Genomic DNA, 25,276 nt, shown 5'->3' on the forward strand with positions numbered 1-25,276 from the left:
TCGGCCGACGGCGTCCGTTGAGGGCGCCGTCGTCGCAGTAACAAGGTTAACGGGTGTGGGCGGTCAGGACTGGGCGGTCAGGACCGTGCTGCCGTGGTGTGCCGCGGCAGCATCAGCACCGCGTACAGCACCAGCGACGTCCCCAGTCCCACCGCCCAGCCGTAGTCGGCGAGCGGCTGGAGGAGGGGAATCAGGCCGTCCTCCGGGAACGGGCCCTTGCCCGGGGCGGAGTACGAGCCGCCGACCGCGAGGGCGCCGCCGGCCGTGAAGGCCGTGATCGCCCGCCAGTTCCAGCCGGCGGCGTACCAGTAGCGGCCACCGGGCCGGTAGAGGTCGGCGAGGTCGAGGACCGTGCGCCGGACGATCCAGTAGTCGGCGATGAGGATGCCCGCGACCGTGCCGAGCAGCCCGCCGACCACGCCCAGCCAGGTGAAGATGTACAGCTCCGGGGTGGCCGTCAGCTTCCACGGGAAGATCACCACGCCGACGACGCCCGTGATCAGCGCGCCCGTACGGAAGTTGATGACCTTCGGGGCGAGGTTGGCCAGATCGTACGCGGGCGAGACCACGTTGGCCGCGATGTTGACCGAGATCGTCGCGACGAGGACCGTCACCAGCGCGAAGAGCAGGCCGAAGGCGTTGTCCGTCTTCCCCGCGAGGGCGACCGGGTCCCACAGCGCCTCGCCGTAGACGGCCTGGGAACCCGAGGTGACGAGCACGGACAGCAGCGCGAAGGCGGTCATGGTGGTGGGCAGGCCGAGGGACTGGCCCCAGACCTGGGCGCGCTGGCCGCGGCCGAAGCGGGTGAAGTCCGGGATGTTCAGCGACAGCGTGGCCCAGAAGCCGATCATGCCCATGAGGGACGGGAAGAAGACCTTCCAGAAGTCGCCGCCCCAGCCGAGCTTCGAGGGCTGGTCGAGCAGCGGTCCGAAGCCGCCCGCCTCGTTCGCGATCCAGACCAGCAGGACCACCGCGCCCACGAGCACGAAGGGCGCGGCCCAGTTCTCGAAGCGCCGGAGGGTCTCCATGCCCCGGTAGATGATGGCGAGTTCGACCACCCAGAAGACGACGAAACAGAGCCACAGCGTCCACGGGTAGCCGCCGACCTCCGTGGCGCTCGCCCAGCCGCCGCCGAACAGCTTGCCGAGGAGTATGTAGATGCCCTGGCCGCCGATCCAGGTCTGGATGCCGAACCAGGCGCACGCCACGGCGGCCCGGATCAGCGCGGGCAGGTTGGCCCCGCGCAGCCCGAACGAGGCGCGTGCCAGGACGGGGAACGGGATCCCGTACTTGGGTCCAGCGTGCCCGGTCAGCAGCATCGGGAAGAGGACGATGACGTTGCCGAGGGCGATGGTGAGGACGGCCTGCTTCCAGTCCATGCCAAGGGCGACGAGCCCGGAGGCCAGCGTCCAGGACGGGATGTTGTGGGCCATGCCGACCCACAGCGCTGCGAAGTTGTACGTGGTCCAGTGCCGGTCCGCGACCGGGACGGGCCGCAGATCGTCGTTCGAGAAGGGGCCGTCGGGCAGCCGCATGTCCGGCGGGAGCTCCACCCGGCCGTCGGCGTGCGTGAGTTGGGGTATGGCGGCAGGTGGCTGGGCGGGCGGGGCGTCGGTCATGTCAGGGCCATCCGTCCGGGGAACCGTTCACTTTCCGGCAAGGGCGGGAATCACGTGCTCCCCGTACGCGTCGATGGTCGACTCCCTGGCGTCGTGCATCGCGTAGACCGCGAACTGGTCCACGCCCAGGTCCCGGAGCGCCTTCAGCTTCGCCACATGCGCCTCGGGCGGGCCCAGCAGGCAGAAGCGGTCGACGATCTCGTCGGACACGAAGTCCGTCGACGGGCTCCCGGTCCTGCCGTGGTGGCTGTAGTCGTAGCCCTGGCGTGCCGTGATGTACTCCGTCAGCGCCTCCGGTACGAGGTCGGAGTGCTCGCCGTAGCGCGCCACCAGGTCGGCGACGTGGTTGCCGACCATGCCGCCGAACCACCGGCACTGCTCGCGCGCGTGCGCCAGGTCGTCGCCCACGTACGCGGGCGCGGCCACGCAGATCGTCAGTGCGTCCGGGTCCCGGCCCGCCTCGGCGGCCGCGGCCCGTACGGACCCGACCATCCACTCCGTCAGATACAGGTCGGCGAGCTGAAGGATGAACCCGTCGGCCTTCTGCCCCGCCAGCGCGAGGGCCTTGGGCCCGTACGCAGCCATCCAGACCGGCAGTTTCCCGTCCTTCACCCACGGGATGCGGATGGATTCGCCGTCCACCCTCGCCTCGCGCCCCTCGGCGAGGTCGCGGATGGCGCCGATCGCCTCCCCGAGGCGGGCCAGGGTGTTGGGTTTGCGCCCGGCCACGCGCATCGCGGAGTCGCCGCGCCCGATGCCGCAGACGGTGCGGTTGCCGTACATCTCGTTGAGCGTGGCGAAGGTGGAGGCGGTGACCTCCCAGGTGCGGGTGCCCGGGTTGGTGACCATCGGCCCGACGATCAGCCGCTGGGTGTGCTCCAGGATGCGGCTGTAGATGACGAACGGCTCCTGCCACAGCACGGCGGAGTCGAAGGTCCATCCGTAGCGGAAACCGTTGCGCTCGGCGCGCCGCATGAGGCCGACGACGGCGGAGGCGGGCGGGTCGGTCTGCAGGACGAGTCCGAAGTCCATGGCGGCCCCCTTTCAGATCAGGTATTGGCAGGTACCGCGTGGCACGTACTGGCCGTGGCCGGCCCGGCCGGTGAACTCGCCCCCGTCGACGACCGGTTCACCGCGCGAGAGCACGGTCTCCACGCGGCCGGTGACCCGCTTGCCCTCATACGCCGAGTAGTCGACGTTCATGTGGTGGGTCTCGGCGGACAGCACCTGCTCGGCGTGCGGGTCGTAGATGACGACGTCGGCGTCCGCGCCCGGCGCGATGGTGCCCTTGCGCGGGTAGAGGCCGAACATCCGGGCCGGGGTGGCGCAGGCGATTTCGATCCAGCGGCGGCGCGAGATGTGCCCGTCGACGACGCCCTGGTGGAGCAGGTCCATCCGGTTCTCCACGCCCGGCAGGCCGTTGGGAATCTTGGAGAAGTCGCCGCGGCCCAGCTCCTTCTGGCCCGCGAAGCAGAAGGGGCAGTGGTCGGTGGAGACGACCTGGAGGTCGTTGGTACGCAGGCCCCGCCACAGGGCGGCCTGGTGCTCGCGGGGCCGCAGAGGCGTCGAGCACACGTACTTGGCGCCCTCGAAGTCCGGCTCCGCGAGGTTGTCGGTGGACAGGAAGAGGTACTGGGGACAGGTTTCGCCGAAGACGTTGAGTCCCTTGTCGCGGGCCTGCGCCAGCTCGGCGACGGCCTCCTCGGCCGAGACGTGGACGACGTACAGCGGGGCTCCGGCGACCCGGGCGAGCTGGATGGCGCGGTGGGTGGCCTCGGCCTCCAGCAGCACCTTGCGCACCTCGCCGTGGTAGCGCGGGTCGGTGCGGCCCTCCGCGAGGGCCTGCTCGATGAGGACGTCGATCGCGATGCCGTTCTCGGCGTGCATCATGATCAGCCCGCCGTTGGCGGCGGAGCGCTGCATCGCCCGCAGGATCTGCCCGTCGTCGCTGTAGAAGACGCCCGGGTAGGCCATGAAGAGCTTGAAGGAGGTGATGCCCTCCGCGATGAGGAGGTCCATCTCCTTGAGCGAGCCCTCGTTGACATCGGAGACGATCATGTGGAAGGCGTAGTCGATGGCGCAGTTGGAGTCCGCCTTCGCGTACCAGGCGTCGAGCCCGGCGCGCAGCGCCTGCCCTTGAGTCTGCACGGCGAAGTCGACGATCGTGGTCGTCCCGCCCCAGGCGGCGGCCCGGGTCCCGGTCTCGAAGGTGTCGGAGGCGAAGGTGCCGCCGAAGGGCAGCTCCATGTGGGTGTGGGCGTCGACCCCGCCCGGGATCACGTACTTGCCGGTGGCGTCGACCGTACGGTCGGCGGTCCAGCTCTCGCCGTACGCGCTGCCGTGCGCGGCCAGGGCGGCGATCCTGCCGTCCTCGATGAGCACATCGGCGTGGATCTCGTCGGCGGCGGTGATGACGAGGCCGCCGCGGATGACGGTGCGGGTCATGCTCCCACTCCTTCCGGTCGGCTCCGGGCCTGCCCGTTGCGTGTGGAGGCGTTGCGCTCACGCGCCACCGCCACGACCTCTACGCACGTAGACCCCGGCGTGGTGACGAACGTAGAAGGTGGTACCCACTGTGGCAATACCGCCGCTGTTAATCGCGGAAGACCATCACGTTTCCCGTGCCGGGGGACCCGCCCGGCCCAACCCCGCCGGCGGCCGAAGGTCACCGGAAGATGGCGAAGGCCAGCACTTCAAGGACCCCTTCCTCGGAGTTCCAGTTCTCGACTTTGCCGAAGCAGCGCGCCCGGAAGGGACCCGCGGGGACCTCGTTGCGCAGACCCTCCGTGGCGCACCTGAGGCGGACGTGGCAGCGGCCGTGCTCGGGGTCCTCCGGAGCCCCGTACGGTGCCAGGAAGACGGTGCTCTCGGTGGTTTCGTCGATCTTCCGGAACCGTCCTCTGATCAGCACGAACGGCTCCATGTCCTGCAGACGTACGGCCCTGACCCGCCCGGCTGGTCCCGGACGGGCGGCCAGTTCGTCGGCCAGCGCCCTGTTCCGTCTGACGGCCCGGCCTACGAGGTCGACGTGGACGATGGCGTCCTTCCGCTCCAGGACGTCCACGATGAGGCCGATCACCGAGATGGGCTCGGCCACCTCCAGGTACTTACTGACGACCTCCACGCTGTCGCGCTTGCCGCCGCCCGCGCCGACACCGAAGACGGCGGCGCGGATGTTCGCGTTCTTGCTGTCACTGGTCCGCAGCTCGACCTCCTTGCGGAGCGCCGGGGCGTAGCCGCGCATCTGGTAGTGGTCCATGACCAGTTCGTCGTTCAGGTAGAAGCAGATGCTGTCGGTGACTCTCTGGTCCCGGGCGCGCCTGCCGCGGGACAGCCATGTGGCGGTCACGTACACCAGCGCCATCACGGCGGCCGCGGTCGCCGACCACAGGAGCATCCAGGGCCACCAGATGCTCCACCACGCTTCACTGAGCACACCCACGGATCTCCTTGAAAGCGTTGAGGAGGGAGCGGTCGGTGGCGTCGACCATGCGACCGCCGGTTTTCCGTGCCGCCCGGTCGAGTTCCCCGGTGTCCGCCTCGCCGTAGCGGATGGTGTACGTGCGCACCGCGCGGGCCGCAGCGGGCAGGGACTGATAGCGGCGGATGAACGTGTCGAGGTCGATCCCGTCATTGTTCTCGCCGTCCGTCATGAGGACGATCGAGACGGGCTCGCCCGGATGGTCGCGCACACTCCGCGACAGCTTCCGGTAGGCGTGGTCGAGCGCGGACCAGATCGCGGTGCTGCCGTCGAAGTCCGCACGGTCCACGAATCCGCGGAGCCGGTCCAGGTCACGCCGCCCGCCGTAGGTCAGGCTCCGCTCGTCGAGCACGCGCCCCCCGAACCGCATCACCGTCAGCCTCTCGCCCCGGTAGAACCTGACGAACTTTCCGGAGCGGGAGTCATCGGCCCCGCTGAGTCCGTCGAAGGTGGCGCGCAGGTCCGCGATGCGCTCGCCTCTCATCGATCCGGAGAAGTCGAGCAGGAAGACCACCCGGGCTGGCCGGTCCCGCCCGGGATCGCCGTAGTCGGCGAGAAGCCTGTCGACGACCTTCTGGTCGTCCGGGAAGTACAGCGCGTTGCCGATGGGGTCGCGGAGGGGGGCGGTGCGGGGCAGCGCGGGATCGACCGGCCTGCGCAGCGTCCGCTCCATGATCTTCTTCTGGGCGGGTTCGCTCTTGAGCCAGTCGACGACCTTGTCGTACGCCTCGCGCCTGGCCGGGTCGAGGAGCAGCAGGGGGTAGTCGGACAGCACCATGCCGTCCTTCGGGTAGACGATCTCCAGCGGCCGGCGCAGCCTCCCGCTGTCGTTGAGGGAGAGCAGCTCCGACTCGTAGGTGATCAGGGCGTCGAGGTCGTCCTGGCGCCGTACGAAGGACTCGGTCAGCTGCCGGGACGAGTCCGCGGTGAGCCGCTGCCCGGTGAAGAAGCCGCGCAGCCGGTCGCAGGAGACGTCCTCGGGACGCAGGGCCTGGCCGGTGCCCGCGGCTGCGGTGGCCACTCCGACGAGCGTGGCCAGGCCGCTGTTGGAGTGCCGCGGATCGGCCATGCCGAAGCGCAGCGACCCGGCGGCCGCGGCGTCGGCGGCGTCCGCCCAGGAGATCTGGCCGCCGGGCGTCCCGCGGCGGAGCCGGTCGGCCGTCTCCTGCTTCATGCCGATGACCACGGGGGACTTCATGATGCTGGTGCCCAGCGGCCGTTCCGCGCCCTGTCCGGCCTCCTTCAGCTTGAGCTGGAAGTAGCGGTCGGAGGACAGCCAGGCGAGGTCGTGCCGGTAGTCGCCGGGGGCGAGCGCGGTGCTGGCGTCCACGGTGCTCTGGTAGTCGAGCTCCAGCGTGATGCCGGTGTCGCGCCGGAGGTCGTCCAACAGCGGCCGCATGTCGGCGAGTTCCGGGCTGGCCAGCACCGTCAGGGTGGCGGTCTCGGGGCTGTCCGTGGAGCACGCCGTGAGGACCGTGCCCAGCGTCATCCATGCCAGGCACAGCGCGAAGACGGCCCGCGGGCGCCGGCGCAACCCCCCTGCCCTCATCCCCGGTCCCCCGGTTCCGCCACGGCGGGCGGGCAGTCGCCCACGATGGAGATCATCCGCTCCAGGAGGGCCAGCCTGGGCATGGCCGACCTGGTGTCGCCCGCCATCTCGGGGACCGGGATCTCGCGCTCCTCCAGGAACCGCGTCAGCTGGTCGCCTGCGACCTTCCCGGTCGGGTCGAGGATCCGGAAGCCCAGTTCCATGGCCCGGCTGCGCAGTTCGGGGTCATGGGTGATCAGCTCGCCGAGCCGGTCCCCCGCACGGGTGAGCGCAATGTACTGGGGCTGGGTCACGAACTGGGGCGAGGGGTAGAGGAGCACCCGGTCGGCGTCCAGCTTCCCCGCGTGAGCCTGGAACTGCGCCTGGTAGGCGAGGTACTGGTGCTCGTACGCCACCACCACGGGGCCTATTCCCTTCCCCTCCGGGGAGGTGTAGGTGCGGAACAGATCGTCGGGCGGCAGGCCCTGCCCGGTGAGGAACGGCTTGATGTCCCGGCCGAGGGTGTCCGCTTCCTTGCCGGTGTCCGGCACGTCGCCGTCGCTGCGGGTGAAGGCGACCAGCGCCAGATAGGTGACCCCCGAGTTGGTCCCGCAGACATCCGGCGTCTGGGCGAGGACCTTGTTCCCGTTGGTGACCCCGTGGTCCTCGATCTTGAGATCCTGCCACTTGCGGCCTTCCTCGATCAGCCCGAGGAAGACCTTCATGTCGAGGGTGTAGTAGAGCGGCCGGTCCTGACCGGTGCCGCCCTGCGGGGCGGCGACTCCCCGGTCCCGCAGCGTCTCGGCGTACTCGCGGTAGGTGGCGAGCACGATGGGGCTGACGAACGGCCGGTGCACCTTGGCGTACCGGCCCTTCGCCGCGCGCTGTGTGGTGATCAGGTCGCCGGCGGGCTGCCCGGAGGGAAAGACGAAGTCGTACGAGGCGATGTCCCGGATGGCCACCTCACGCGACCCCGAACTGGTGGTGTGGACCCGCAGGTGATACTTCATCAGGATCCGCTGGACCTCTTCGTCCTCGAAGAAGTCCCGCTTGGACGCCATCTTGCCCTCGAGCGTGGTGACGCGCTCGAACGGCACCAGGATGTTTCCCGAGATGCCCAGCACGGCCACACCCGTCAGGACGGCGGCCAACAGGGGCAGGAAGGCGGCGAGGAAGCGGCGCCGCGACCCCAGGGAGGACGACCGGCGCTGGATGGCTAACCGCGGTTCTTCGACAACTGGTCTCTGCCCGACGGTCACGGACGCCTCCCCCGTTGTGCCGCGCGTCAGCTCATGGGCCAGTATTCACGATTCCACGGTGAAGCGGGCGCGCTCCGGCGAAGCCGGAGTGGACAACTCGGCCTCGCCGGAAGGGAGCTGCGGCCCGCACGTCAGGTCTGCCACTCCGCCGCGACCTCGGACTGCACACGCGTCAGGGCGGCTTCGAGCAGGGCCGCCCCCTCCTCTGCCTCGGCGACGCTCAGCGACATCGGCGGGGCGATGCGCAGCGCGTTGCCCTCGCGGCCGCCCTTGCCGATGAGCACGCCCTCCTCGCGGGCGTACTCGAGCGCGAGGGTGGCGGCGTGCGCGGAGGGCGCGCCGTCGGGGTCGACCAACTCGATCCCGATCATCAGGCCGCGGCCGCGCACCTCCCGTACGACCGGCAACCCGGCGGCGACGGCGCGGAGCCGCTCGATGAGCAGTCCGCCGACGCGGCGGGAGTTGCCCTGGAGGTCGTGCTCGACGAGATACGCGAGGTTGGCCAGGCCCGCGGCCATGGTGACGGGGCTGCCGCCGAAGGTGGAGATGGAGTTGGCGTCGAGGCAGTTCATGACCTCGGCGCGGGCGACGACCCCGCCGATGGACATGCCGTTGCCGATGCCCTTGGCGAAGGTGAGCAGGTCGGGCGGGCCGTTCCGGGCGTGCGCCTGCCAGCCCCAGAAGTGCTCGCCCGTCCTGCCCCAGCCGGTCTGCACCTCGTCCGAGATCCACAGGATTCCGTGCTCCTGAAGGACCTCGCGGAAGGCGGCGAACAGGCCGTCGGGCGGGAGGGTGAACCCGCCGACGCCCTGCACCGGTTCGGCGATCAGCGCGGCGACCGAGCCGCGCTGCGTCTGCGCCAGCATGTCCTGGAGGTCGGCGACGCAGGCCTCGATGAACTGGGCGTCGGACAGCTGGGCGTACGGGCCGCGGGTGCGGATGCCGCCGTGCACGTACAGCGTCTGGAGCGGGGACAGGCTGGTCGGCGACCAGGCGGAGTTGCCGGTGACGCCGATGGTGGAGAAAGAGCGGCCGTGGTAGCTGTTGCGCAGCGCCAGGATCTGGTTCGACCGGCGGTAGGTGGTGGCCAGCAGCAGGGCCGCGTCGTTGGCCTCGGTGCCGGAAGTGGTGAAGAAGACCCGCGCGTCCGGGATGCCGGACAGGGTGGCGATGCGCTCGGCCAGGTCCACCATGGGGCGGTTGAGGTAGAGGGTGGAGGAGTGGATGATGCGGCTCGCCTGCTCGCTGACGGCCTTGGTCACCTCGGGCAGGGCGTGGGCGGTCATGGTCGTGAGGATGCCGCCGAAGAAGTCGAGGTAGCGGCGCCCTTCGGCGTCCCAGACGTGGCGGCCCTCGCCGTGGGTGAGCTCCAGCGGGTCGCGGTAGTAGAGCGCGAGCCAGTCGGGCATCACGGCCTTGTGGCGGCCGATCAGCGCGGGGTGGGGATCGGGCGGGGGAACAGCCGGGTGGGACTCGGGCCGGGGGACGGCCGGGTGCGATTCGGGCGGGGGAAGCGGTGTCACGGCTGCACCAGCCCCTCGTACGCGTCGGGCCGCCGGTCCCGGTAGAACGCCCACTGCTGCCTGACCTCGTCGATCAGGCCGAAGTCGAGGTCCCGTACGATGAGTTCCTCCTTCTTGTCGCTGGCGACCTCGCCGACGAACTGGCCGCGCGGGTCGACGAAGTAGCTGGTGCCGTAGAAGTCGTTGTCGCCGTACTCCTCCTGGCCGACGCGGTTGATGGCGGCGATGAAGTACTCGTTGGCGACGGCGGCCGCGGGCTGTTCCAGCTGCCAGAGGTAGGCGGACAGACCGCGGGAGGTGGCGGAGGGGTTGTAGACGAGCTGGGCGCCGGCCAGACCCAGGGCCCGCCAGCCCTCGGGGAAGTGGCGGTCGTAGCAGATGTAGACGCCGACCTTGCCCACGGCCGTGTCGAAAACGGGCCAGCCCAGATTGCCCGGCTTGAAGTAGTACTTCTCCCAGAAGCCCTTGACCTGGGGGATGTGGTGCTTGCGGTACTTGCCGAGGACGCTGCCGTCGGCGTCGATCACGACCGCGGTGTTGTAGTAGAAGCCGGACTGCTCGACCTCGAAGACGGGGACGACGACGACCATGCCGGTCTCGCGGGCGAGCGCCTGCATGCGGCTTACGGTCGGCCCTTCGGGCACGGGCTCGGCCCAGCGGTAGTGCTCAGGCTCCTGGACCTGGCAGAAATAGGGCGCGTTGAAGACTTCCTGGAAGCCGATCACCTGGGCGCCCTGGCGGGCCGCCTCCCGGGCGTGCTCCTCATGCTTCGTGATCATGGACTCGGTATCGCCGGTCCAAGTCGCCTGGACCAGTGCGGCGCGGACGACATTGGCCATGAGCTGCTCCTTCTCCCCCAGAGCTTCGCCTGGGTGGTACCCCCACGCTGTGCGGGCGCGGCGGGGCCCGCTCCCCCGCTGACGTCAAAGAGCCACTACGCCGCCTCTACCCACCCTCTACGCACGTAGACGCGGGACGTAGATGGAGAACGTAAGCCCCGTCACACCCCGTGGCAAGACCATCGCCGTTACGCGGCAGCGTCGATCACGTTTCATACCGCAACGGGCCACATCGGACATGGTCCGTGCCCTGCTCGGCACCTGCTCGGCGCGTCCTTCCTGGTGGTCCGGGGCTGCTCGGAAGGCGTTCGGAGGGCTTCGGAGGGGCTTTTCGGAAGGCCTTCCGAGGCGCTCCGGGAGTCCCGCAGGGGCGGGATCAGACGGCGTCGGGCACGCCCTGCAGTCCCGCGATCCGCATCGCGAGCGCGACGTCGCGCTGCCGGTGCGTCGAGACGCCCGTGGCCGCATCGAGCACCATCGGCACGAGCGCCTCCGGATCCGCCTCCGCGACGCGCGCCACCTCCTCCGGCGTACGGGCCCTGAGCAGCGCGTCGAGCAGGGTGTCGGCCTCGTCGGCGCGGTCCGCGTCGCACAGCGCGATGAGCGTGTCGGCGAGCTCCGGGGCGGGCCGGGCCACCGCCTGGCGCAACAGGGTGCGGCAGTCGCCCGTGCGGTCCCCGTCCGTGAGCGCGACGGCCGCGGCGGCCAGGGCCTGGGGCGGCAGGCAGGACGCCTCCCACAACAGCGTTGCCACATCTGCCGCGAGGCCCGACCGCTCGAGCCCCGCGACCAGCAGTGGCAGCTGCTCGGCGGGCCCGGCCACGGCCTCGCACAGCACGACGTACGCCTCGCCGCCACGCTCCGACGCGCGCAGCGCCGCGAGCCGCGCCACGGCCTCGTCGGTGGCGCGGCGTGCGGCCGCGAGGTCGGGTGAGTCCTGCGGCGCGGCCTCCGCCCGCTTGGGCGCGCGGTCGCGTCCGCCCCGCTTCCCGGCCCGCGGCTCCTTCGGCGCGCGGGATTCTTTGGGCGGGCGGGGCTCCTTGGGCGTCTCGTAGGCACCGGCGAAGCGGGCGCCGCGCGGCTTGGCGGGTGCCGGAGCCGCGGCCTCGGGGGTGGCGGGTACGGCGGCGGGCCCGGCCTTGTCGGTGTCCTCGATCCCCGCGAACCGGGCGCCCCGTGAGGCGACCGCCCGCTTGGGCGGCCTGCCGGGGTCGGGAGCGCCGCGCGACGGCTGTTCGGGCTCGCGCCCGCTGTCTTCGTGTTCATGGTGGTGCCGGGCCTCGCGGGGATGCGGCACGCGCACGGCTTCGCCCGCGGCGTCGGGGCGCGGCTGACCCGGCCGGTGGTCCCCCGGGACGACCCCCGGGTCCCGTCCCTGCTCCCGTCCCTGCTCCCGTTCCTGCTCCCGTTCCTGCTCGCCGCCGTGTTCGCGGCCGCGCTCACGGCCGTCCTCGAGCGTCGCCAGGCGGGCCCGGAGCTCCGCGCACCGGGCCGTCGCGCGTTCGCGATCATCCTGGGCCCAGGCCAGCTCCGCCTCGAGGCGCTCGGCCTCCGCCCTGCTCCCGGCGGAGGCCAGCGCCGCGCTCAGCTCGCGCTCGCGCGCCGCCGCGTAGCTGTTCTCCCTGAGCATGACGTCCAGCCGGTCGAGCAGCGCCTCCCGCCCGCCGATCCACCGGTCGTACGCGGCGACCGAGGCGCGGTGCAGCTGCTCGGCGCGGGCGCGCTGGCGGTCGGCCACGGGGGCGCCGTGCCGTACGGCCAGGTCCTGGAAGAGGGATTCCACGACGTCCCAGGGCAGCACCTCGCTGCCCTCCAGACAGGCCCGGATGCCGTCGGGGTCGCGCTGCGCGAACACCCCGTACCACCCCGCCTCCGGGTCGAGTGCGCCCAGGAGTTGATGCAGATAGTCGGCGAACTCCGCGACGTCGTCGGGGAGTTGCTGGTCCAGCATGTCCCACCCCTCTCGCCCGGCGGCCCCGTCTCTCTCCCGCGGCAGAGACCTCCGGGCCCGATGGCATTCGACACCTCTGGGATTAGGCGGGTGTCGCGATCGTGTTACGGGAAGTTTTCGAGTGTCGCACGGGGAGGCGTCAGAAGATAACGGCAATGCCTGTATGCGGGCGCTTACCGAGGCGTACGAGCGCGCCGCCACCGTCGACGATCCGGAACCGCCAGCCGTACTTGCCGGTGAGCAGTCCGCGTACCCGGCGGAGCCCGTCGGCGTCCAGCAGCTCCGCCTCGCCTTCCGCCGCCGTCGCGCCTTCGGCGGTGCGTCCGCGGGCATCGCAGCGGGTGACGGTGACGCGGCGGTTGTTGCGGATGCGCTTGACCTTGCCGGAGTCGGTGCGCGTCCAGACGTAGAGCCGCTCGCCGTCCGAGACGGCCCAGACGGGCGTCGGCACGGGGGTGCCGTCGCGGCGGTAGGTGACGAGGCTGACGTACGGGCTGCGGCCGAGTGCGTCCAGGGCGGCGGGGGCGGGGGTCATGGGGCTGAGCCTAGACCCGGCTGCCCTCCAGGGTGCGCCGGAAATCCCGGAACGGAGGTGAACACAACGCCGCCGAAAGCCTGTTACCGGGTGTGGACCACGTGGACCACGTGGACCACGTGGACACGAAACCGAGCGGAGGCAGGAGGTGTCTTCACACGTGTCGGACCCGGTGATCGTCGCCGTCGTTCTCGTCGTGGCGGCGGCCGTACCCAGAGTCGTGCTCTTCTGGCTGATGGCCAGGGAGCGGGAGCGTATCTTTTCCCTTGCGCTGCACGCGGAGCGCACCGATGTCGTCATGGAGCACAGCGGCCCGGAACGGGCCCGGCTGGCAATGCGGGCGGGGCGCGGCGCTCGCGGCGTGGAGCGAGGGGGATGCGGTGACGACCGAGTCGGCCAGAACTGACGGCACTCATGGCACTCATGACGCTCATGACGCCGATGGCGTCGTGGCCCCTGATGGCTTCGACGCCTTCTTCGAGCGCTCCTTCCCCAGCATGATGGCCCGGGCCCTCATCCTGTGCGGCCACCGGCAGGACGCCGAGGACGCGGTGCAGGAGGCGTACGCCGAGGCGTTCCGCAGGTGGGAGCGGTTGCGCGGGTACGACGCACCGGACGCCTGGGTGTACCGGATCGTACGGCAGCGCTTATCGGCGGTCTCGCGACGCAAAGCGCGGTGGCGGCCCGCGGAGCTGGACGGCATCCCGCATCCGCCGGCCGCCGGCATGGAACAGGCGGTGGAGGCGCGCGCCGTGCTCACCGCGCTGGCCGCTCTGCCCCGCCGCCAGCGGACCGTCCTGGTCCTGCACTGCCTTCAGGGCATGTCGCAGGAGGCCATCGCCGACGAGCTGGGGCTGAGCCGGGGCGGCGTCGCGGCCAGCCTGTTCAAGGCCCGTAAGAAGCTGAAGAAGGTGCTGGGCATGCCGGACAGGGGAACCGGCGGAGCCGGTGAACTGGGCCGAGGGCGCGATGAGTTGATCTCCGCGGACGTGCTCCGGGCCCGGCTCGCCGAAGCCACGGCGGGGCAGAGCGGCGATCCGCTGACCGAACGCCTGCACCGGACGGAGGTCTGGCTTCGCGGGGGTTTCACGGCGGAGCGGGAGACCATGGCGCGCATCCACGAACGGATCCGCACGCGGATGGGTCAACACGTCCCCGAACAGGTCCACGAACAGGTCCACGAACACGTCCGCGATGCGGTGACCGGGCCGCGGCCCGAGGCGAAGGACGGCCGGCAGTGACCGCGACGCTGCGGGCGCTGCTCGCCCTGGCGCTGGTGGCCGGTTTCTACGCGCTGGCCTGGGCGCTGGTCCTCGTCTATGTCGCGTTCGCGCTGCTCACGCTGTACGTCGTGTTCAGCTCCGAGGCACCTCTCCAGTCGCCGACGCCCCTCTATCTCGTCGCCTTCAGCACCCCGGCGATCCTGGCGGTGATCCGCGGGCTCTTCGCGGGCGGAGCCTCGCCCGGCGCGCAGCCGGGCTCGGTCCGGGTCGGCCGGCGGACGGCCCCCGAGCTGTGGGAGGCGGTCACGGACCTCGCCGAGCGGGTCGGCGCCCCCGCGCCGACAGACATTCGGCTGACCCTCGACGTCAACGCGGCGGTGAGCGAGGAGACGCGGTTCGGACTCGGGGTGGCGCAGCGCCGGATGTATATCGGGGTGCCGCTGCTGGCGGGGCTGCGCGCCGATGAGATGCGCGCCGTGCTCTGCCATGAACTGGGGCACTACGCGCGCCGCCACACCAGGTTCGGCGCGACGGTCTACCGCGGCTCGGCCGCCCTGAGCACGGCTCTCCAGGGCATCGCGGATGCCGCCGCCGGCAACAGGCTGATCGCGTACTACTCGGGCTTCCAGTACCGCCTGCTGTCGGCCTACGCCTGGCTGTACGACGCGGCGTCCTTCGCCATCCGCCGCCGCCAGGAGTTCGAGGCCGACGCGGCCGCGGCGGCGGTCGTCGGCAAGGAGGCCACGTCCGAAGCGCTGTCCTTGGTGCATGTGCTGGGCGCCGCCTGGGAGGACTTCAGGACCAGGTTTCTCGACCCCATGCGGGAGATCGGCCGCGTACCCGACGACCCGCTACGCGCCTTCGGGCTGATGGTCACCGATCCCGCGTACGAAGCGGCGCTCGCCCGCTGGCGGCGCGACCTCCCCGAACGGCCCAGATCCCGGCTGGACTCCCACCCTCCGCTCGACGAGCGGCTGGCGGCACTGGCACGGCGTACGGATGCGCCGGCGGCGCGCGACCTGTCGCCTGCGCTCGCCTTGCTGGGCGAGTCGGGCCGCGTGCCCGCATCCGTCTGGGCGGCGCTGTCGCGGTGGGGGACGGAAAGGCGTCAGGAGCAGCAGCCGTGGCGCGACTGGGTGGACGATGCGGCCGAACTCCAGGTGATCCGGGCGATCGAGGACCTGAGGGTGGCGATCGGACTCATCGGCACCGCGAGCTCAACCCTCGGCGGGGTGCTCGACCTGCTGGAATCCGGGCGCGGCGAGGAACTGGCCGGCGCGCTCCGCGACACCCGCTGGGGAGAGCGGCAGTGGGGCGACCTGGGCGAGGACCGCCTGCTCACAGCCGTCTGGATCCTGGTGGGACAGGGAGTGGTCACGGCGGGCAAGGCCGCCTGGAGCGCCGAGTGGGCCGGCCCCGGCAAGCTCGTCACCCTGGACGCCGACGCCGCCGTTGCGTACGAGCTCGTACGCGTGGCAGTCGCCCGGCCCTCCGACATCGCGGAGCTGCGCTTCCACCTCGTCCTCTGCGGCGTCAACGGCGCCGTTCCCATGAGCGAGGCCGGGGCCGCATCCGCCCTGCGGGTGCCGGCCAGGAAGACCGGGCACTCCCCCAGCTCCGCGGACGGCTCCACGAGGGGGCAACGCAAGATCAGCGCCGGAGGCCTCGCCGTCACCGTGGTGCTCAGCGCGGTCTTCCTCTCGGGATACCTCAGGAGCGACGGTTCGCCGTCGGCGCCTCCGGTCCGCCCGGTGGACAGCCAGGCCGGCTCGGGCCTGACGCCTCCCGCGTACCCCTCCCCCGGTGTCGGAACGGCCTATCCGGCCCTTCCGACACCGGGTACCGCCGACCCGACGCCGGACCGCCTGAACAGCTCGTCGCTCCCCGCGTCCCTCCCCTCCTCCCTCCCCTCGTCTCTCCCGTCATCCCTGCCCAGGGCCGACTGCGGGACGGCAGGCGTGTCGTACGCGGGCGGGTGCCTGCCGTTCCCCGAGCTGGGGCTCCACCACATGGTCACGGTGAAACCGGGCGACACGCTGTCGAAGCTCGCCTGCCGGTACTTGAGCACGGTGGACGAGCTGGTCGAGGTCAACCACCTGAAGTCCACCGACCTCCGCCCCGGCCAGGAACTGAAGGTCCCCGGGACTCCCGGCCTCGCCCGCACGCGCTGCGGATAACGGCGCCGGACCATCGCCGTGCCGGACCTTCCGCGCAGGACCCGCGGCGCCCGGTTCCGCGACGCTCCGGCCGACGACCGATGAGTTTGCGCCACGAGATCGGTCGGTACTCGTAACACGCTCACCTGCAGGAGGTACCGATGACCACCGACGGCTTCACCACGTGCCTGTGGTTCGACGGGCAGGCCGAAGAGGCGGCGAACTACTACACCTCGATCTTCAAGAACTCCAAGCTCGGAAGGGTCGGCCGCTACACCGAAGCCGGACCGGGGCCCGCCGGCTCGGTTCTGGCCGTCGACTTCGAGCTCAACGGCCAGAAGTTCGTCGCCCTGAACGGCGGGCCGGAGTTCACGTTCAACGAGGCCATCTCGTTCCAGATCTTCTGCGGCGACCAGGAAGAGCTGGACTACTACTGGAACAAGCTGACCGAAGGTGGCCATGGAGTCGCCTGCGGCTGGCTGAAGGACAAGTACGGCGTGTCCTGGCAGGTCATCCCCTCCGGGCTCATCGACATGATCAGCGACCCGGACCCGGTGAAGGCGACGCGAACCACCAAGGCGATGCTCTCGATGGTCAAGTTCGACATCGCCGCACTCCAGAAGGCCCACGCCGGCGAGTAAGCGCGCTCGGCACCGCCTGCAGGTGCCCCCGGATGCCAGGTGGCGCGGGCGCCGAACGAATCCCCGGTGACCGCGCCGCCCTGCGTCGCGGCCGCGGTCGGCGGTGCGACTCGCACTCTGCCCGGATTCTTCACGCTGGATGAGCGGACGGGCCTAGCCTTCATCCAAGCCGTGCTCGATGGCGTACCGGACCAGCTCCATGCGGCTGTCCAGCTGCAGCTTGCTCATGATGCGGTGCACAACGTTCTGTACGGTGCGGATCGAGACGTACAAGTGCTCCGCGACCTGCTTATAGGTCAGGCCATTGGCGACCAGGCGCAGGATCTCGGTCTCGCGATAGGAGAGTTGTGGCGGGTCGCCCGGGTTCGCCGGGCCGTCCGCGCCGGGTTGCGGTGCGGCGGGCGGGCGGCCGTGCTCGCCGGGCACCAGGCCCGCCAGCCCTGGGGTGAACACCGGCTCACCCGCGGCCGTCCTGCGTACGGCTTCCACCAGCTCGTCGACCGTTGCCGACTTCAGCAGATAGCCGGAGGCGCCGGACGTCACGGCTTCCTGCACATCCGTCGGTTCGCCGCTGGCCGAGAAGATCAGGACGTGCGGCGCGAGCTGACCGGCCGTCAGTTCATGGCACAGCCGGGCACCTGGCATATCCGGCAGCAGGAGCCCCATGACGACCACGTCAGGCTCCGCCGTGCGCGCCTGGCGCAAGGCCTCGGCTCCGTCGCCGACCGTGGCGACGACGTCGTAACCCGCGCCTGCCAGTTCGGCGGTGACCTCTCGGCGCCACAGCGGATGGCTGTCAACGACCATCACGCGCACAGCGCCCGGCGCACCGGTGGCGGGCGACGGAGCGGCGTCCTGCACCGGCACCGCCGCCGGGCCGTGGCCATCGGTACGAGTCGGGGGCAGAGGGGCGACGCGTCCGGCGTGACCGGGTGCGGAGGCAGGGGACGGGGGCTCTGCCCCGCGGGGCGCGCTGCGCACGTCCTCCTCGGCGAGGCGGGCCGCCACCCAGAGGTCGCGGAATCGCTCGACGTCCCCGCCGAGTGCCGTCACCACCGGCTCCAGGGAGTTCCATCGCGGCACCTCGGGACGGGTGAGCACGCGATGGACCGTGTCATGGCTCAGCAGACGCGTCCTGTTGGCGATCTCCCTCATGCTGGGCTCGCCGCCGCGCAGATGCAGGGAGCGCAGAGCCGCCAGGAGGTCGGCCAGGGGCCCGGGTGTCACGTCGGGTCTGCGTATGCGGGCCATCCGAATCTCCAGAACGACCGAGGACCTGCCGCCCTCGAGGCACTGCCTGACAGCACCGTCTGACACTTTCTGACAGTGCTCGAAAAACCTACGGCCAAGTCCCCCTGCACGCCGTGAAGTTGAGGACTGGCGTCCTATGTTGTCAGATTTCGTCGAACGCCGTGTACAAGATACTCAGACATCGGTAAGCATTCATGGAAGGCGAGGAAGACAGGGAAGACGGTTCCGAGGAGCATCGGTGGATCAACGTCAGACCGGGTCGGGGCCGGAGCCGCTGCTGTCCCTGCGAGCCGCCGTGATCCTGCTCTCCGGGGTCGTCGGCGCGGGAGCGGCCGGCGCCCTGGCCGTGCTGGCCGGGGCTCCGTGGGCTCAGGCCGTACTCACCGGTGCCGGCGCCTTCCTCGCCCTGGTCGTCTTCCTCAACACCATCATCGGTTAGCGCCCGCCGGCGCCCGGGCACGGGCGCCGGGCGGCTCTCGGGCGCCTCTTCTGGATCATCTGCGGGCCGGATGGAGATGCATGCGATGTGGAGTCCGCGAGGTAGATGGTGACGGTCTTGCATCAGGCCGGCATCGGCGGACGGGTCAGCCGGGGACGGAGCCGTTGGTGCCCCGTGTTCTCTTCGGCCGGCGACCGAAGTCTCATCCGCGCTCGCGGAGGTATGCCTCCAGCTCGGCGGCCCCGGTCAGCATCGCCCTCCCGCGGGCGGACAGCCGGCGGCGCCAGTCGCCCAGTGCGGCCTCCAGCGGCTCCAGTCCGCCCGCTGCCCGCACTTGGGCGATCAGCGGGGCGATCTGCCGCAGCAGGTAGCCGCCCCGCCTGAGCTGGTGGGCCAGCCGGGCGTCTCGTACGTCGGCCTCGTCGTAGACGCGGTACCCGGTTCGTGGGTCGCGGCGCGGGCGCACCAGCCCGGCGCGCTCCCATTTGCGCAGCGTCGCGGGCCGGATCCCGAGCTGCCCCGCCAGCGTCCCGATGAACGTGCCGCTGGGCCCGGACACCGCCGCGTCGGGTTCGGACGCGGTGGTGGGCGCCAGGTCCCGGAGGGCGCTCTCCACGGCCTGGAGGGTCCGGCGGTCGTCGAGGAGCTGGAAATGGCTCTCGTCGATGAGGCGGAACGCCTCCTCGGCCACGCCCTGGTTCACCGCCCGCATGATCGCCGTCGCCGTCTGGTGGCCGTGGCCGGGCACCAGGGCAAGGAACGCGCGCAGGGCCCGTGCGTGGAGCGGGGTGTAGGTGCGGTAGCCGTGGGGTGTGCGATCGGCGGCCGGAAGGATGCCGGCTTCCTCGTAGTTCCTGATCGCCTGCGTGGACAGGCCATGCCCGCGCGCCAGGTCAATCGGCCTGAGCCGCTCCCCGCTTTGAAGGTTTCGTCCCATGGTCCTGCCGATATCCCGCCGGAAGTTTCAATCGTGAGTTCAACGATACCGTTGAAGGCATGGCTACTGACATCCAGGAAACCGCCCATGCCGTTGAGGCCGCCACCGTCATGAAGCTGCTCCCGGCCCGGCCGCGGCTGCTCGCCCTGGGCGAGCCCACCCACGGCGAGGACACTCTGCTCGAGGTGCGCAACGAGCTCTTCCGGCAGTTCGTCGAGCAGGAGGGCTACCGGACGATCGCGATCGAGAGCGACTGCATGATGGGCCTGGTCGTGGACGACTACGTCACCTCGGGCACGGGCACTCTCGACGAGGTCATGGACCGCGGATTCAGCCACGGGTTCGGCGCGTCCGCGGCCAACCGCGAACTCGTGCGCTGGATAAGGGCGTACAACGACGGCCGGCCAACATCCGAGCAGGTTCGCTTCGCCGGTTTCGACGGCCCGCTGGAGATCGCCGGAGCCGCGAGCCCCCGGCAGGCCCTCACCGCACTCCACGGCTACCTCGCGGCCCGGGTGGACGCCGATCTGCTTCCCTGTACCGCGGACACGCTCGACCGCCTGCTCGGTGCCGACGACCAGTGGACCAATCCCGCCTCGATGATGGACCCGGCCCAGTCCGCGGGGCAGTCGGCCGAAGCCAGGGAGCTGCGGCTGCTCGCCGACGATCTGGTGGCGCTGCTCGACGCTCAGACGCCGCACCTGATCACTGCGACCTCGCGGGACGACTGGGACCGGGCGCGCCTGTACGGGCGCACCGCCACCGGCCTGCTGCGCTACCACTTCTGGATGGCCGACACCTCACCGGCCCGCATGACGCGGCTGATCGGGCTGCGGGACTCGATGATGGCCGACAACCTCCTCGCCGTCGCCGAACGGAACCCGACCCTGGTCCACGCCCACAACAGCCATCTCCAGCGCGACAAGAGCACGATGCGCATGTGGGACCAGCCACTGCTGGAGTGGTGGAGCGCCGGCGCACTCGTGAACGCCCGCGTGGGGAAGGAGTACGCCTTCCTGGCCACGGCCCTCGGCACAATTCGGCACCAGGGAGTCGACACCCCGCCACCGGACACCGTCGAAGGACTCCTGTACGCGCTCCCGGAGGACCGCTACGTCGTCGACGCCCCCCGGCTGGCCGCCGCCCTCGGCGCCGCGCGACCCGCCGCCCGCGTGTCGCCCTGGTTCGGCTACTCCGCGCTGGACCCGGCCCACTTGGCAGGAAACGACGTGATCGTGTTCGTCAAGGACGTCCCGCAGAGCTAGGGCGTTTCCGCCTACTCCTCCCGCGCCATCCGCGATCACCTGCATTCTCTCGACCGCACGATGATCCGAAGGAAACGCCCTAACTCCCCGCGCCGGTCGGCCGTACCACCATCGCCGAACCGCCGCCACGCCGGACCTTCTCCGCCGCCGCGAGCCAGCGGCCGTCCGGGAGGCGCTGGATGCCGGTCGCCGCGCCGATCTCCGGGTTCTGCTTGAAGACGTGGCCGAGCGCTTCGAGTTCGGCGCGCAGCGGGCTGTTCCAGAGGCCGGGCTCCAGCTCCGTCGTCGCCGCGTTGCGCTGGCTGGCGCGTGGGGCGGCGATGGCCTCCACGAGGGGCAGGCCGCGGTCCAGGTGGCCCGTCAGGGTCTGGAGCACGGTCGTGATGATCGTCGAGCCGCCCGGGGAGCCCAGGGCCACCACCGGGCGGCCGTGCTCCAGAACGATCGTCGGTGACATCGACGAGCGCGGGCGCTTGCCCGGGCCCGGCAGGTTCGGGTCGTGGACTTCAGGACTCGCGGGGGCGAAGGAGAAGTCGGTCAGCTCGTTGTTGAGCAGGAAGCCGCGCCCCGGCACGGTGATGCCGCTGCCGCCCGTCTGCTCGATGGTGAGGGTGTACGCGACGACGTTGCCCCACTTGTCGGCGGCGGTCAGATGCGTGGTGTTCTCGCCCTCGTACGTCGTGGGCGCGGCTCCACCGCCCGCGTCGCAGGCGGTGGGGTTGCGCGGGTCGCCGGGGGCGACGGGGCTGGTCAGGACCGCGTCGTCGCGGATCAGGCACTCCCGCGAGTCGGCGAAGCGCTGCGACAACAGGCCCTTCACCGGCACGTCCTCGAACGCCGGGTCCCCGACCCACCGCCCCCGGTCCGCGAAGGCGATCCGGCTCGCCTCGATATAGCGGTGGAGGTAGTCGCGGTCGCTGAGCTTCGAAAGGTCCGTCTTCTCCAGGATGTTGAGCGCTTCGGCCACCGTCGTGCCGCCCGACGACGAGGGCGCCATGCCGTACACGTCGAGGCCGCGGTAGGAGGTCCGCGTCGGCGCCTGGCGCTTCACCGCGTACGACCGCAGGTCATCGGCCCGCACATCGCCCGGCCGTACAACCCGCTCCGCACCCGGGTCCACCGGCGGCTTGCGGACCGTGTCGACGATGTCCCGGCCCAGCTGGCCCTCGTAAACCGCGTCGGAGCCGTGCTCGCGCAGCTGCGCGTACGTCCGGGCCAGATCCGGGTTCTTGAAGGTCGAGCCGACCACCGGCAGCCGCCCACCCGGAAGGAAGAGTTCCGAGGAGGCCGGGAAGTCCCGGAAGCGGGCCTCGTTGTCCGCGGTCTGCTTCCGGAAGGTCTCGTCGACCGTGAAGCCGTCGCGGGCGAGCCGCTCCGCCGGGCCGAGCACCTGGCCGAGGGACTTGCTGCCCCACGCGTCGAGCGCCGCGTCCCAGGTGGCGGGCGTGCCGGGGGTGCCGACGCCCAGGCCGCTGGTGACCGCCTCCGCAAAGGGGATCGGCTTGCCATCCTCGACGAAGAGGTCCTTGTCCGCGCTGAGCGGCGCCGTCTCGCGCCCGTCGATCGTACGGACGGTGCGCTGCTTCGCGTCGTAGTAGACGAAGTAGCCTCCGCCGCCGACACCCGCCGAGTACGGCTCGGTGACGCCGAGCGCCGCCGCGGTGGCGACGGCCGCGTCCACCGCGTTGCCGCCGCGCCGCAGCACCTCTATGCCCGCGGCCGAGGCGTCCGGGTCCACGCTCGCCACCGCACCGCCGTAGCCCACCGCCACGGGCGACTTGGCGGGCGTACGGGCCTCCGCCGCGGCATCGCCGGGCCGCGTCGGCGGCGCGGCAGCGGCGGCCATGGAGACCACGGCCGCGCCCGCGGCCAGCAGTGACAGACTCCGGACGGCGGAACGGCGCATACGTGACCTCCACTGGGCGGCTGTGGCCCGCAGCCTAACCGCGGCGCGGGTCCACCGTCAGCAGCATGGTCGCTCACCTCGAACACGGGTGCGCGCACCGCTACGATCGCGGCCCATGAACGACGACGTGCGCAACATCCTCCTCGGCGTGATAGCCGCCGGTATCAGCGCCGCCATCGGCTGGTTCGCCCGCACCTACCTGTGGCGGCGCAGACTCCGGCGCAAGCAGCGCTTCTTCGGGCTGCCCGCGAACTCCGAATGCCTGCTGGTGGTCCACCGGGCTGCCGGCGGCACCGGCTGGACCGTCGCCCGGCGCGATGTCTTCGCCCTCCTGGAGCTGTCCGCCATCATCAAGGACTGCGGCGCGAACGCCCAGATCGTCGCGCACGATGCGGCGGAGCAGGGCTTCGGTGAGCGTACGGAGTTCTGCATCGGCGGCCCGGTGTCGAACCAGCGGATGGCGGCGCATCTGCGCTCGCTGCTCCCCGGCATCGAGGTCAACACGGACAGCGAACCGGGGCCTGACCGCGGTGCCTTCAGGGTCGGCAGCGAGCGCTACCGGATGCAGCAGGGCACGGTCGAGCACGTGCTGCTCGCCCGGCTGACCGCCAGGCAGGAGGGGCGCCCGGTCTTCCTCGCCTCCGGGCAGCACTCCAACGCCAATCACGCCGCGGTGCGCTATCTGGCCCGCCACCACACCAGGCTGGCGCGCAAGTACGGCAACAACTCCTTCTGCCTGCTGCTCAAGGTCGTCAACTCCGACGCGTACGGGCCGGATGTCGTCGAGCTGGTCGCGGACGTCACCCGCGCCGCCACGTCACCGGCGCCCGCACCCAAGAACCCCCACAGGGCGGCGAGTTGACAGAGTCAGGATTGTTACTGACGCGTAACTCGCTTTTTTGTTACCAGCAGTAGCCCCTAGAGGTTACCGTCGGGTCACTTTGCAGCGTGTGTGCTGACACCCCCACGTCAGCACCGACGTCAGGAGCCGACCCATGGGACACCCTCACCCGCGCACGGCTTTCCGCACCTCCGCCGTAGGTGCCGTCTCGGCCGCCGTACTCGCCGGGACCACCTTCGGTCTCGCACCGGCGGCCGGAGCCACCGCACCTGCCCGAACGCCGACGATCGCGACCGCGACCGGGACGGCGACGACCACCGCGACCGCGACGTCCACCGCGACGGCGACCACCACCACCAAGGCCCCGAACGTACGGTTCGTCGACATCCCGGGCGACGGCGGAACCGTCCTCAAGGCCAATGTGGTCATGCCGAGCGGCGAGGACGGCGGCCGGGGCGGCGCCACCACGCGCCGCCACCCCCTCGTCGTACTGCCCACCAGCTGGGCCATCCCGCAGGTGCAGTACCTCGCCCAGGCCCAGAAGCTCGCCGACTCCGGCTACATCGTGCTCAGTTACAACGTGCGCGGCTTCTGGCAGTCCGGCGGCTACATAGAGGTCGCGGGGCCGCCGGACATCGCCGACGTCTCCAAGGTCATCGACTGGGCGCTGGCCAACACGCCGGCCGACCCCGAGCGGATCGGCATGGCCGGCATGTCGTACGCCGCGGGAATCAGCCTGCTCGCCGCCGGATTCGACAAGCGCATCAAGGCCGTCGTCGCGATGAGCGGCTGGGCCGACCTGGTCGACTCCATCTACAGCGGCCGCACGCAGCACGTCCAGGCCGCCGGGTTCCTCGCCGGCACGGGTTATCTCACCGGCCGGCCGAGTCCGGAGTTCCAGCGCCTGCTGCGCCAGTTCCTCGACTCCGACATCGACGACGAGGCCGAGCTGATCGCGTGGGGACGCAAGCGCTCCCCCGCCACCTACATCGACCGGATCAACGCCAACGGCGCCGCGATCATGCTGGGCAACGCGTGGGGCGACACCATCTTCCCGCCCAACCAGTACGCGGACTTCTACGAGAAGCTGACCGTTCCCAAGCGCCTGGAGTTCCGGCCCGGCGACCACGCGACCCCCGAGATCGGCGGCCTGCTCGGCCTGCCGAACGACACCTGGAACAACGCCCGCCGCTGGCTCGACCACCACCTCAAGGGCACGGCCAACGGCGTCGACGACGAGCCCCCGGTACAGCTCAAGTCCCGCTCCAACGGCGGCTACGAGGGCTACGAGAGCTGGGCGGCCGTACCGTCGCGGACCCGGCGGATACCCCTCGACGGCACGAAGCAGATCTTCGCGAACGTCGACTCCGGTGCCAACGGCGGCGTCGTCATCCTCTCCAGCGCGCTCGACCAGTTCCTCAAGCTGCCGCCCGTCGCCGCCGTCCCGCTGCTCCCCCGCGCCTTCGCCGCCGTCTGGCAGTCCGAGCGGTACGACTCCGAGCAGCGCGTCCGCGGCACCGTGAAGCTGCACACCAACATCACGACCACGCACGCGAGCGGCACCGCCGTCGCGTACCTCTACGACGTGGGCCCGCTCGGTTTCGGCAAACTGGTCACCACCGCCCCGATCACCTTCCACGGCCGGACACCGGGCCGGCCGTTCCCCGTCGACCTGGAGCTGTTCTCGACGGCGTACGACGTCCCGGCCGGGCACCGCCTCGCGCTCGTCGTCGACACCGTCGACCCGCTCTACTCCGAACACAACCCCGACTGGTCGCGGCTCACGTTCTCGTCGCCCGCCGACGACCCGTCGTACGTGTCAGTGCCACTGGGCGCTGAGCAGCCGACCCCCTAGGGCTCCCCCAGCGGAGATCTTTCCTTG

21 protein-coding genes are annotated in these 25,276 nt (G+C 71.0%); 8 read left to right on the plus strand and 13 right to left on the minus strand.

What is annotated here, in order from left to right:
• Positions 1-77 precede the first annotated feature (77 nt).
• The 10 genes from ACTWQC_RS19850 to ACTWQC_RS19895 form a co-directional block, all read right to left on the minus strand.
• On the minus strand, positions 78-1,619 hold the full coding sequence (locus ACTWQC_RS19850) for an NCS1 family nucleobase:cation symporter-1 (protein WP_443317064.1): 1,542 nt from the start codon (positions 1,617-1,619) through the stop codon (positions 78-80).
• A gap of 27 nt (positions 1,620-1,646) precedes the next feature.
• Positions 1,647-2,651 carry a TIGR03842 family LLM class F420-dependent oxidoreductase gene (locus tag ACTWQC_RS19855; RefSeq protein WP_443317065.1) on the minus strand — a complete coding sequence of 335 codons (1,005 nt, stop codon included), beginning with the start codon at positions 2,649-2,651 and terminating at the stop codon, positions 1,647-1,649.
• A 12-nt stretch (positions 2,652-2,663) separates the two neighbouring features.
• Positions 2,664-4,064, minus strand: a complete 1,401-nt coding sequence (hydA, locus tag ACTWQC_RS19860) for a dihydropyrimidinase (RefSeq protein WP_443317066.1) — start codon at positions 4,062-4,064, stop codon at positions 2,664-2,666.
• A 220-nt stretch (positions 4,065-4,284) separates the two neighbouring features.
• Positions 4,285-5,061 (minus strand): hypothetical protein, encoded by a 777-nt coding sequence (locus tag ACTWQC_RS19865; protein ID WP_443317067.1) that lies wholly within the window; start codon positions 5,059-5,061, stop codon positions 4,285-4,287.
• Complete coding sequence (locus ACTWQC_RS19870) at positions 5,045-6,634, minus strand: substrate-binding and vWA domain-containing protein (RefSeq protein WP_443317068.1); 1,590 nt, start codon at positions 6,632-6,634, stop codon at positions 5,045-5,047. The genes ACTWQC_RS19865 and ACTWQC_RS19870 overlap by 17 nt, the downstream gene beginning before the upstream one ends.
• Before the next feature lie 11 nt (positions 6,635-6,645).
• On the minus strand, positions 6,646-7,887 hold the full coding sequence (locus tag ACTWQC_RS19875) for a hypothetical protein (protein WP_443317069.1): 1,242 nt from the start codon (positions 7,885-7,887) through the stop codon (positions 6,646-6,648).
• A gap of 131 nt (positions 7,888-8,018) precedes the next feature.
• A complete protein-coding gene (locus ACTWQC_RS19880) occupies positions 8,019-9,296 on the minus strand; it encodes an aspartate aminotransferase family protein (RefSeq protein ID WP_443317133.1) in 1,278 nt (425 codons plus the stop codon).
• 110 nt (positions 9,297-9,406) lie between these two features.
• The gene (locus ACTWQC_RS19885) at positions 9,407-10,249 is read right to left on the minus strand and encodes a nitrilase-related carbon-nitrogen hydrolase (protein WP_443317070.1); all 843 of its coding nucleotides are present in this window, start codon (positions 10,247-10,249) and stop codon (positions 9,407-9,409) included.
• Between the two features lie 376 nt (positions 10,250-10,625).
• The gene (locus tag ACTWQC_RS19890) at positions 10,626-12,200 is read right to left on the minus strand and encodes a hypothetical protein (protein WP_443317071.1); all 1,575 of its coding nucleotides are present in this window, start codon (positions 12,198-12,200) and stop codon (positions 10,626-10,628) included.
• A gap of 139 nt (positions 12,201-12,339) precedes the next feature.
• Positions 12,340-12,735: a PPOX class F420-dependent oxidoreductase gene (locus tag ACTWQC_RS19895; protein WP_443317072.1), complete on the minus strand. Its 396-nt coding sequence runs from the start codon at positions 12,733-12,735 to the stop codon at positions 12,340-12,342.
• Positions 12,736-12,895: 160 nt separating this feature from the next.
• Between ACTWQC_RS19895 and ACTWQC_RS19900 the strand changes: the two genes are divergently transcribed.
• From ACTWQC_RS19900 to ACTWQC_RS19915, 4 genes are all read left to right on the plus strand, one after another.
• Positions 12,896-13,141: a hypothetical protein gene (locus tag ACTWQC_RS19900; RefSeq protein ID WP_443317073.1), complete on the plus strand. Its 246-nt coding sequence runs from the start codon at positions 12,896-12,898 to the stop codon at positions 13,139-13,141.
• 43 nt (positions 13,142-13,184) lie between these two features.
• Positions 13,185-13,976 (plus strand): RNA polymerase sigma factor, encoded by a 792-nt coding sequence (locus ACTWQC_RS19905; RefSeq protein ID WP_443317074.1) that lies wholly within the window; start codon positions 13,185-13,187, stop codon positions 13,974-13,976.
• Complete coding sequence (locus ACTWQC_RS19910; RefSeq protein ID WP_443317075.1) at positions 13,973-16,135, plus strand: M48 family metalloprotease; 2,163 nt, start codon at positions 13,973-13,975, stop codon at positions 16,133-16,135. The genes ACTWQC_RS19905 and ACTWQC_RS19910 overlap by 4 nt, the downstream gene beginning before the upstream one ends.
• Positions 16,136-16,275: 140 nt before the next feature.
• Positions 16,276-16,755, plus strand: coding sequence for a VOC family protein (locus ACTWQC_RS19915; RefSeq protein ID WP_443317076.1), 480 nt, complete (start codon positions 16,276-16,278; stop codon positions 16,753-16,755).
• 153 nt (positions 16,756-16,908) lie between these two features.
• Here ACTWQC_RS19915 and ACTWQC_RS19920 read toward each other — a convergent pair whose 3' ends face one another.
• Positions 16,909-17,562 carry a response regulator gene (locus tag ACTWQC_RS19920; RefSeq protein ID WP_443317134.1) on the minus strand — a complete coding sequence of 218 codons (654 nt, stop codon included), beginning with the start codon at positions 17,560-17,562 and terminating at the stop codon, positions 16,909-16,911.
• Between the two features lie 682 nt (positions 17,563-18,244).
• On the opposite strand from ACTWQC_RS19920, the gene ACTWQC_RS19925 reads away from it, so the two are divergent.
• Complete coding sequence (locus ACTWQC_RS19925; protein WP_443317077.1) at positions 18,245-18,445, plus strand: hypothetical protein; 201 nt, start codon at positions 18,245-18,247, stop codon at positions 18,443-18,445.
• 202 nt (positions 18,446-18,647) lie between these two features.
• Here the strand turns inward: ACTWQC_RS19925 and ACTWQC_RS19930 are convergent, their stop codons facing one another.
• Entirely contained in the window at positions 18,648-19,382 is a 735-nt protein-coding gene (locus tag ACTWQC_RS19930; protein ID WP_443317078.1) for a TioE family transcriptional regulator, read from the minus strand.
• A 59-nt stretch (positions 19,383-19,441) separates the two neighbouring features.
• Between ACTWQC_RS19930 and ACTWQC_RS19935 the strand changes: the two genes are divergently transcribed.
• A complete protein-coding gene (locus tag ACTWQC_RS19935) occupies positions 19,442-20,647 on the plus strand; it encodes an erythromycin esterase family protein (RefSeq protein WP_443317079.1) in 1,206 nt (401 codons plus the stop codon).
• A gap of 79 nt (positions 20,648-20,726) precedes the next feature.
• Here ACTWQC_RS19935 and ggt read toward each other — a convergent pair whose 3' ends face one another.
• Positions 20,727-22,553, minus strand: a complete 1,827-nt coding sequence (gene ggt, locus ACTWQC_RS19940) for a gamma-glutamyltransferase (protein ID WP_443317080.1) — start codon at positions 22,551-22,553, stop codon at positions 20,727-20,729.
• A gap of 115 nt (positions 22,554-22,668) precedes the next feature.
• On the opposite strand from ggt, the gene ACTWQC_RS19945 reads away from it, so the two are divergent.
• Together ACTWQC_RS19945 and ACTWQC_RS19950 are read left to right on the plus strand one after the other, a co-directional pair.
• Positions 22,669-23,415 carry a hypothetical protein gene (locus ACTWQC_RS19945; protein ID WP_443317081.1) on the plus strand — a complete coding sequence of 249 codons (747 nt, stop codon included), beginning with the start codon at positions 22,669-22,671 and terminating at the stop codon, positions 23,413-23,415.
• Positions 23,416-23,548: 133 nt separating this feature from the next.
• Positions 23,549-25,249: a CocE/NonD family hydrolase gene (locus ACTWQC_RS19950; RefSeq protein ID WP_443317082.1), complete on the plus strand. Its 1,701-nt coding sequence runs from the start codon at positions 23,549-23,551 to the stop codon at positions 25,247-25,249.
• The last annotated feature ends 27 nt before the right edge of the window (positions 25,250-25,276 follow it).

This window comes from Streptomyces sp. 8N616 (assembly GCF_052246385.1).
In the GTDB taxonomy this organism is placed as follows: Bacteria; Actinomycetota; Actinomycetes; order Streptomycetales; family Streptomycetaceae; genus Streptomyces.

Excerpts from the sequence above, each read along its gene's own strand:
- ACTWQC_RS19850 (WP_443317064.1), bottom strand. The coding sequence starts at position 1,619 with ATGACCGACGCCCCGCCCGCCCAGCCACCTGCCGCCATACCCCAACTC.
- ACTWQC_RS19855 (WP_443317065.1), bottom strand. The coding sequence starts at position 2,651 with ATGGACTTCGGACTCGTCCTGCAGACCGACCCGCCCGCCTCCGCCGTC.
- hydA (WP_443317066.1), bottom strand. The coding sequence starts at position 4,064 with ATGACCCGCACCGTCATCCGCGGCGGCCTCGTCATCACCGCCGCCGAC.
- ACTWQC_RS19880 (WP_443317133.1), bottom strand. The coding sequence starts at position 9,296 with ATGCCCGACTGGCTCGCGCTCTACTACCGCGACCCGCTGGAGCTCACC.
- ACTWQC_RS19885 (WP_443317070.1), bottom strand. The coding sequence starts at position 10,249 with ATGGCCAATGTCGTCCGCGCCGCACTGGTCCAGGCGACTTGGACCGGC.
- ACTWQC_RS19890 (WP_443317071.1), bottom strand. The coding sequence starts at position 12,200 with ATGCTGGACCAGCAACTCCCCGACGACGTCGCGGAGTTCGCCGACTAT.
- ACTWQC_RS19895 (WP_443317072.1), bottom strand. The coding sequence starts at position 12,735 with ATGACCCCCGCCCCCGCCGCCCTGGACGCACTCGGCCGCAGCCCGTAC.
- ACTWQC_RS19915 (WP_443317076.1), top strand. The coding sequence starts at position 16,276 with ATGACCACCGACGGCTTCACCACGTGCCTGTGGTTCGACGGGCAGGCC.
- ACTWQC_RS19920 (WP_443317134.1), bottom strand. The coding sequence starts at position 17,562 with ATGGTCGTTGACAGCCATCCGCTGTGGCGCCGAGAGGTCACCGCCGAA.
- ACTWQC_RS19930 (WP_443317078.1), bottom strand. The coding sequence starts at position 19,382 with ATGGGACGAAACCTTCAAAGCGGGGAGCGGCTCAGGCCGATTGACCTG.
- ACTWQC_RS19935 (WP_443317079.1), top strand. The coding sequence starts at position 19,442 with ATGGCTACTGACATCCAGGAAACCGCCCATGCCGTTGAGGCCGCCACC.
- ggt (WP_443317080.1), bottom strand. The coding sequence starts at position 22,553 with ATGCGCCGTTCCGCCGTCCGGAGTCTGTCACTGCTGGCCGCGGGCGCG.
- ACTWQC_RS19945 (WP_443317081.1), top strand. The coding sequence starts at position 22,669 with ATGAACGACGACGTGCGCAACATCCTCCTCGGCGTGATAGCCGCCGGT.
- ACTWQC_RS19950 (WP_443317082.1), top strand. The coding sequence starts at position 23,549 with ATGGGACACCCTCACCCGCGCACGGCTTTCCGCACCTCCGCCGTAGGT.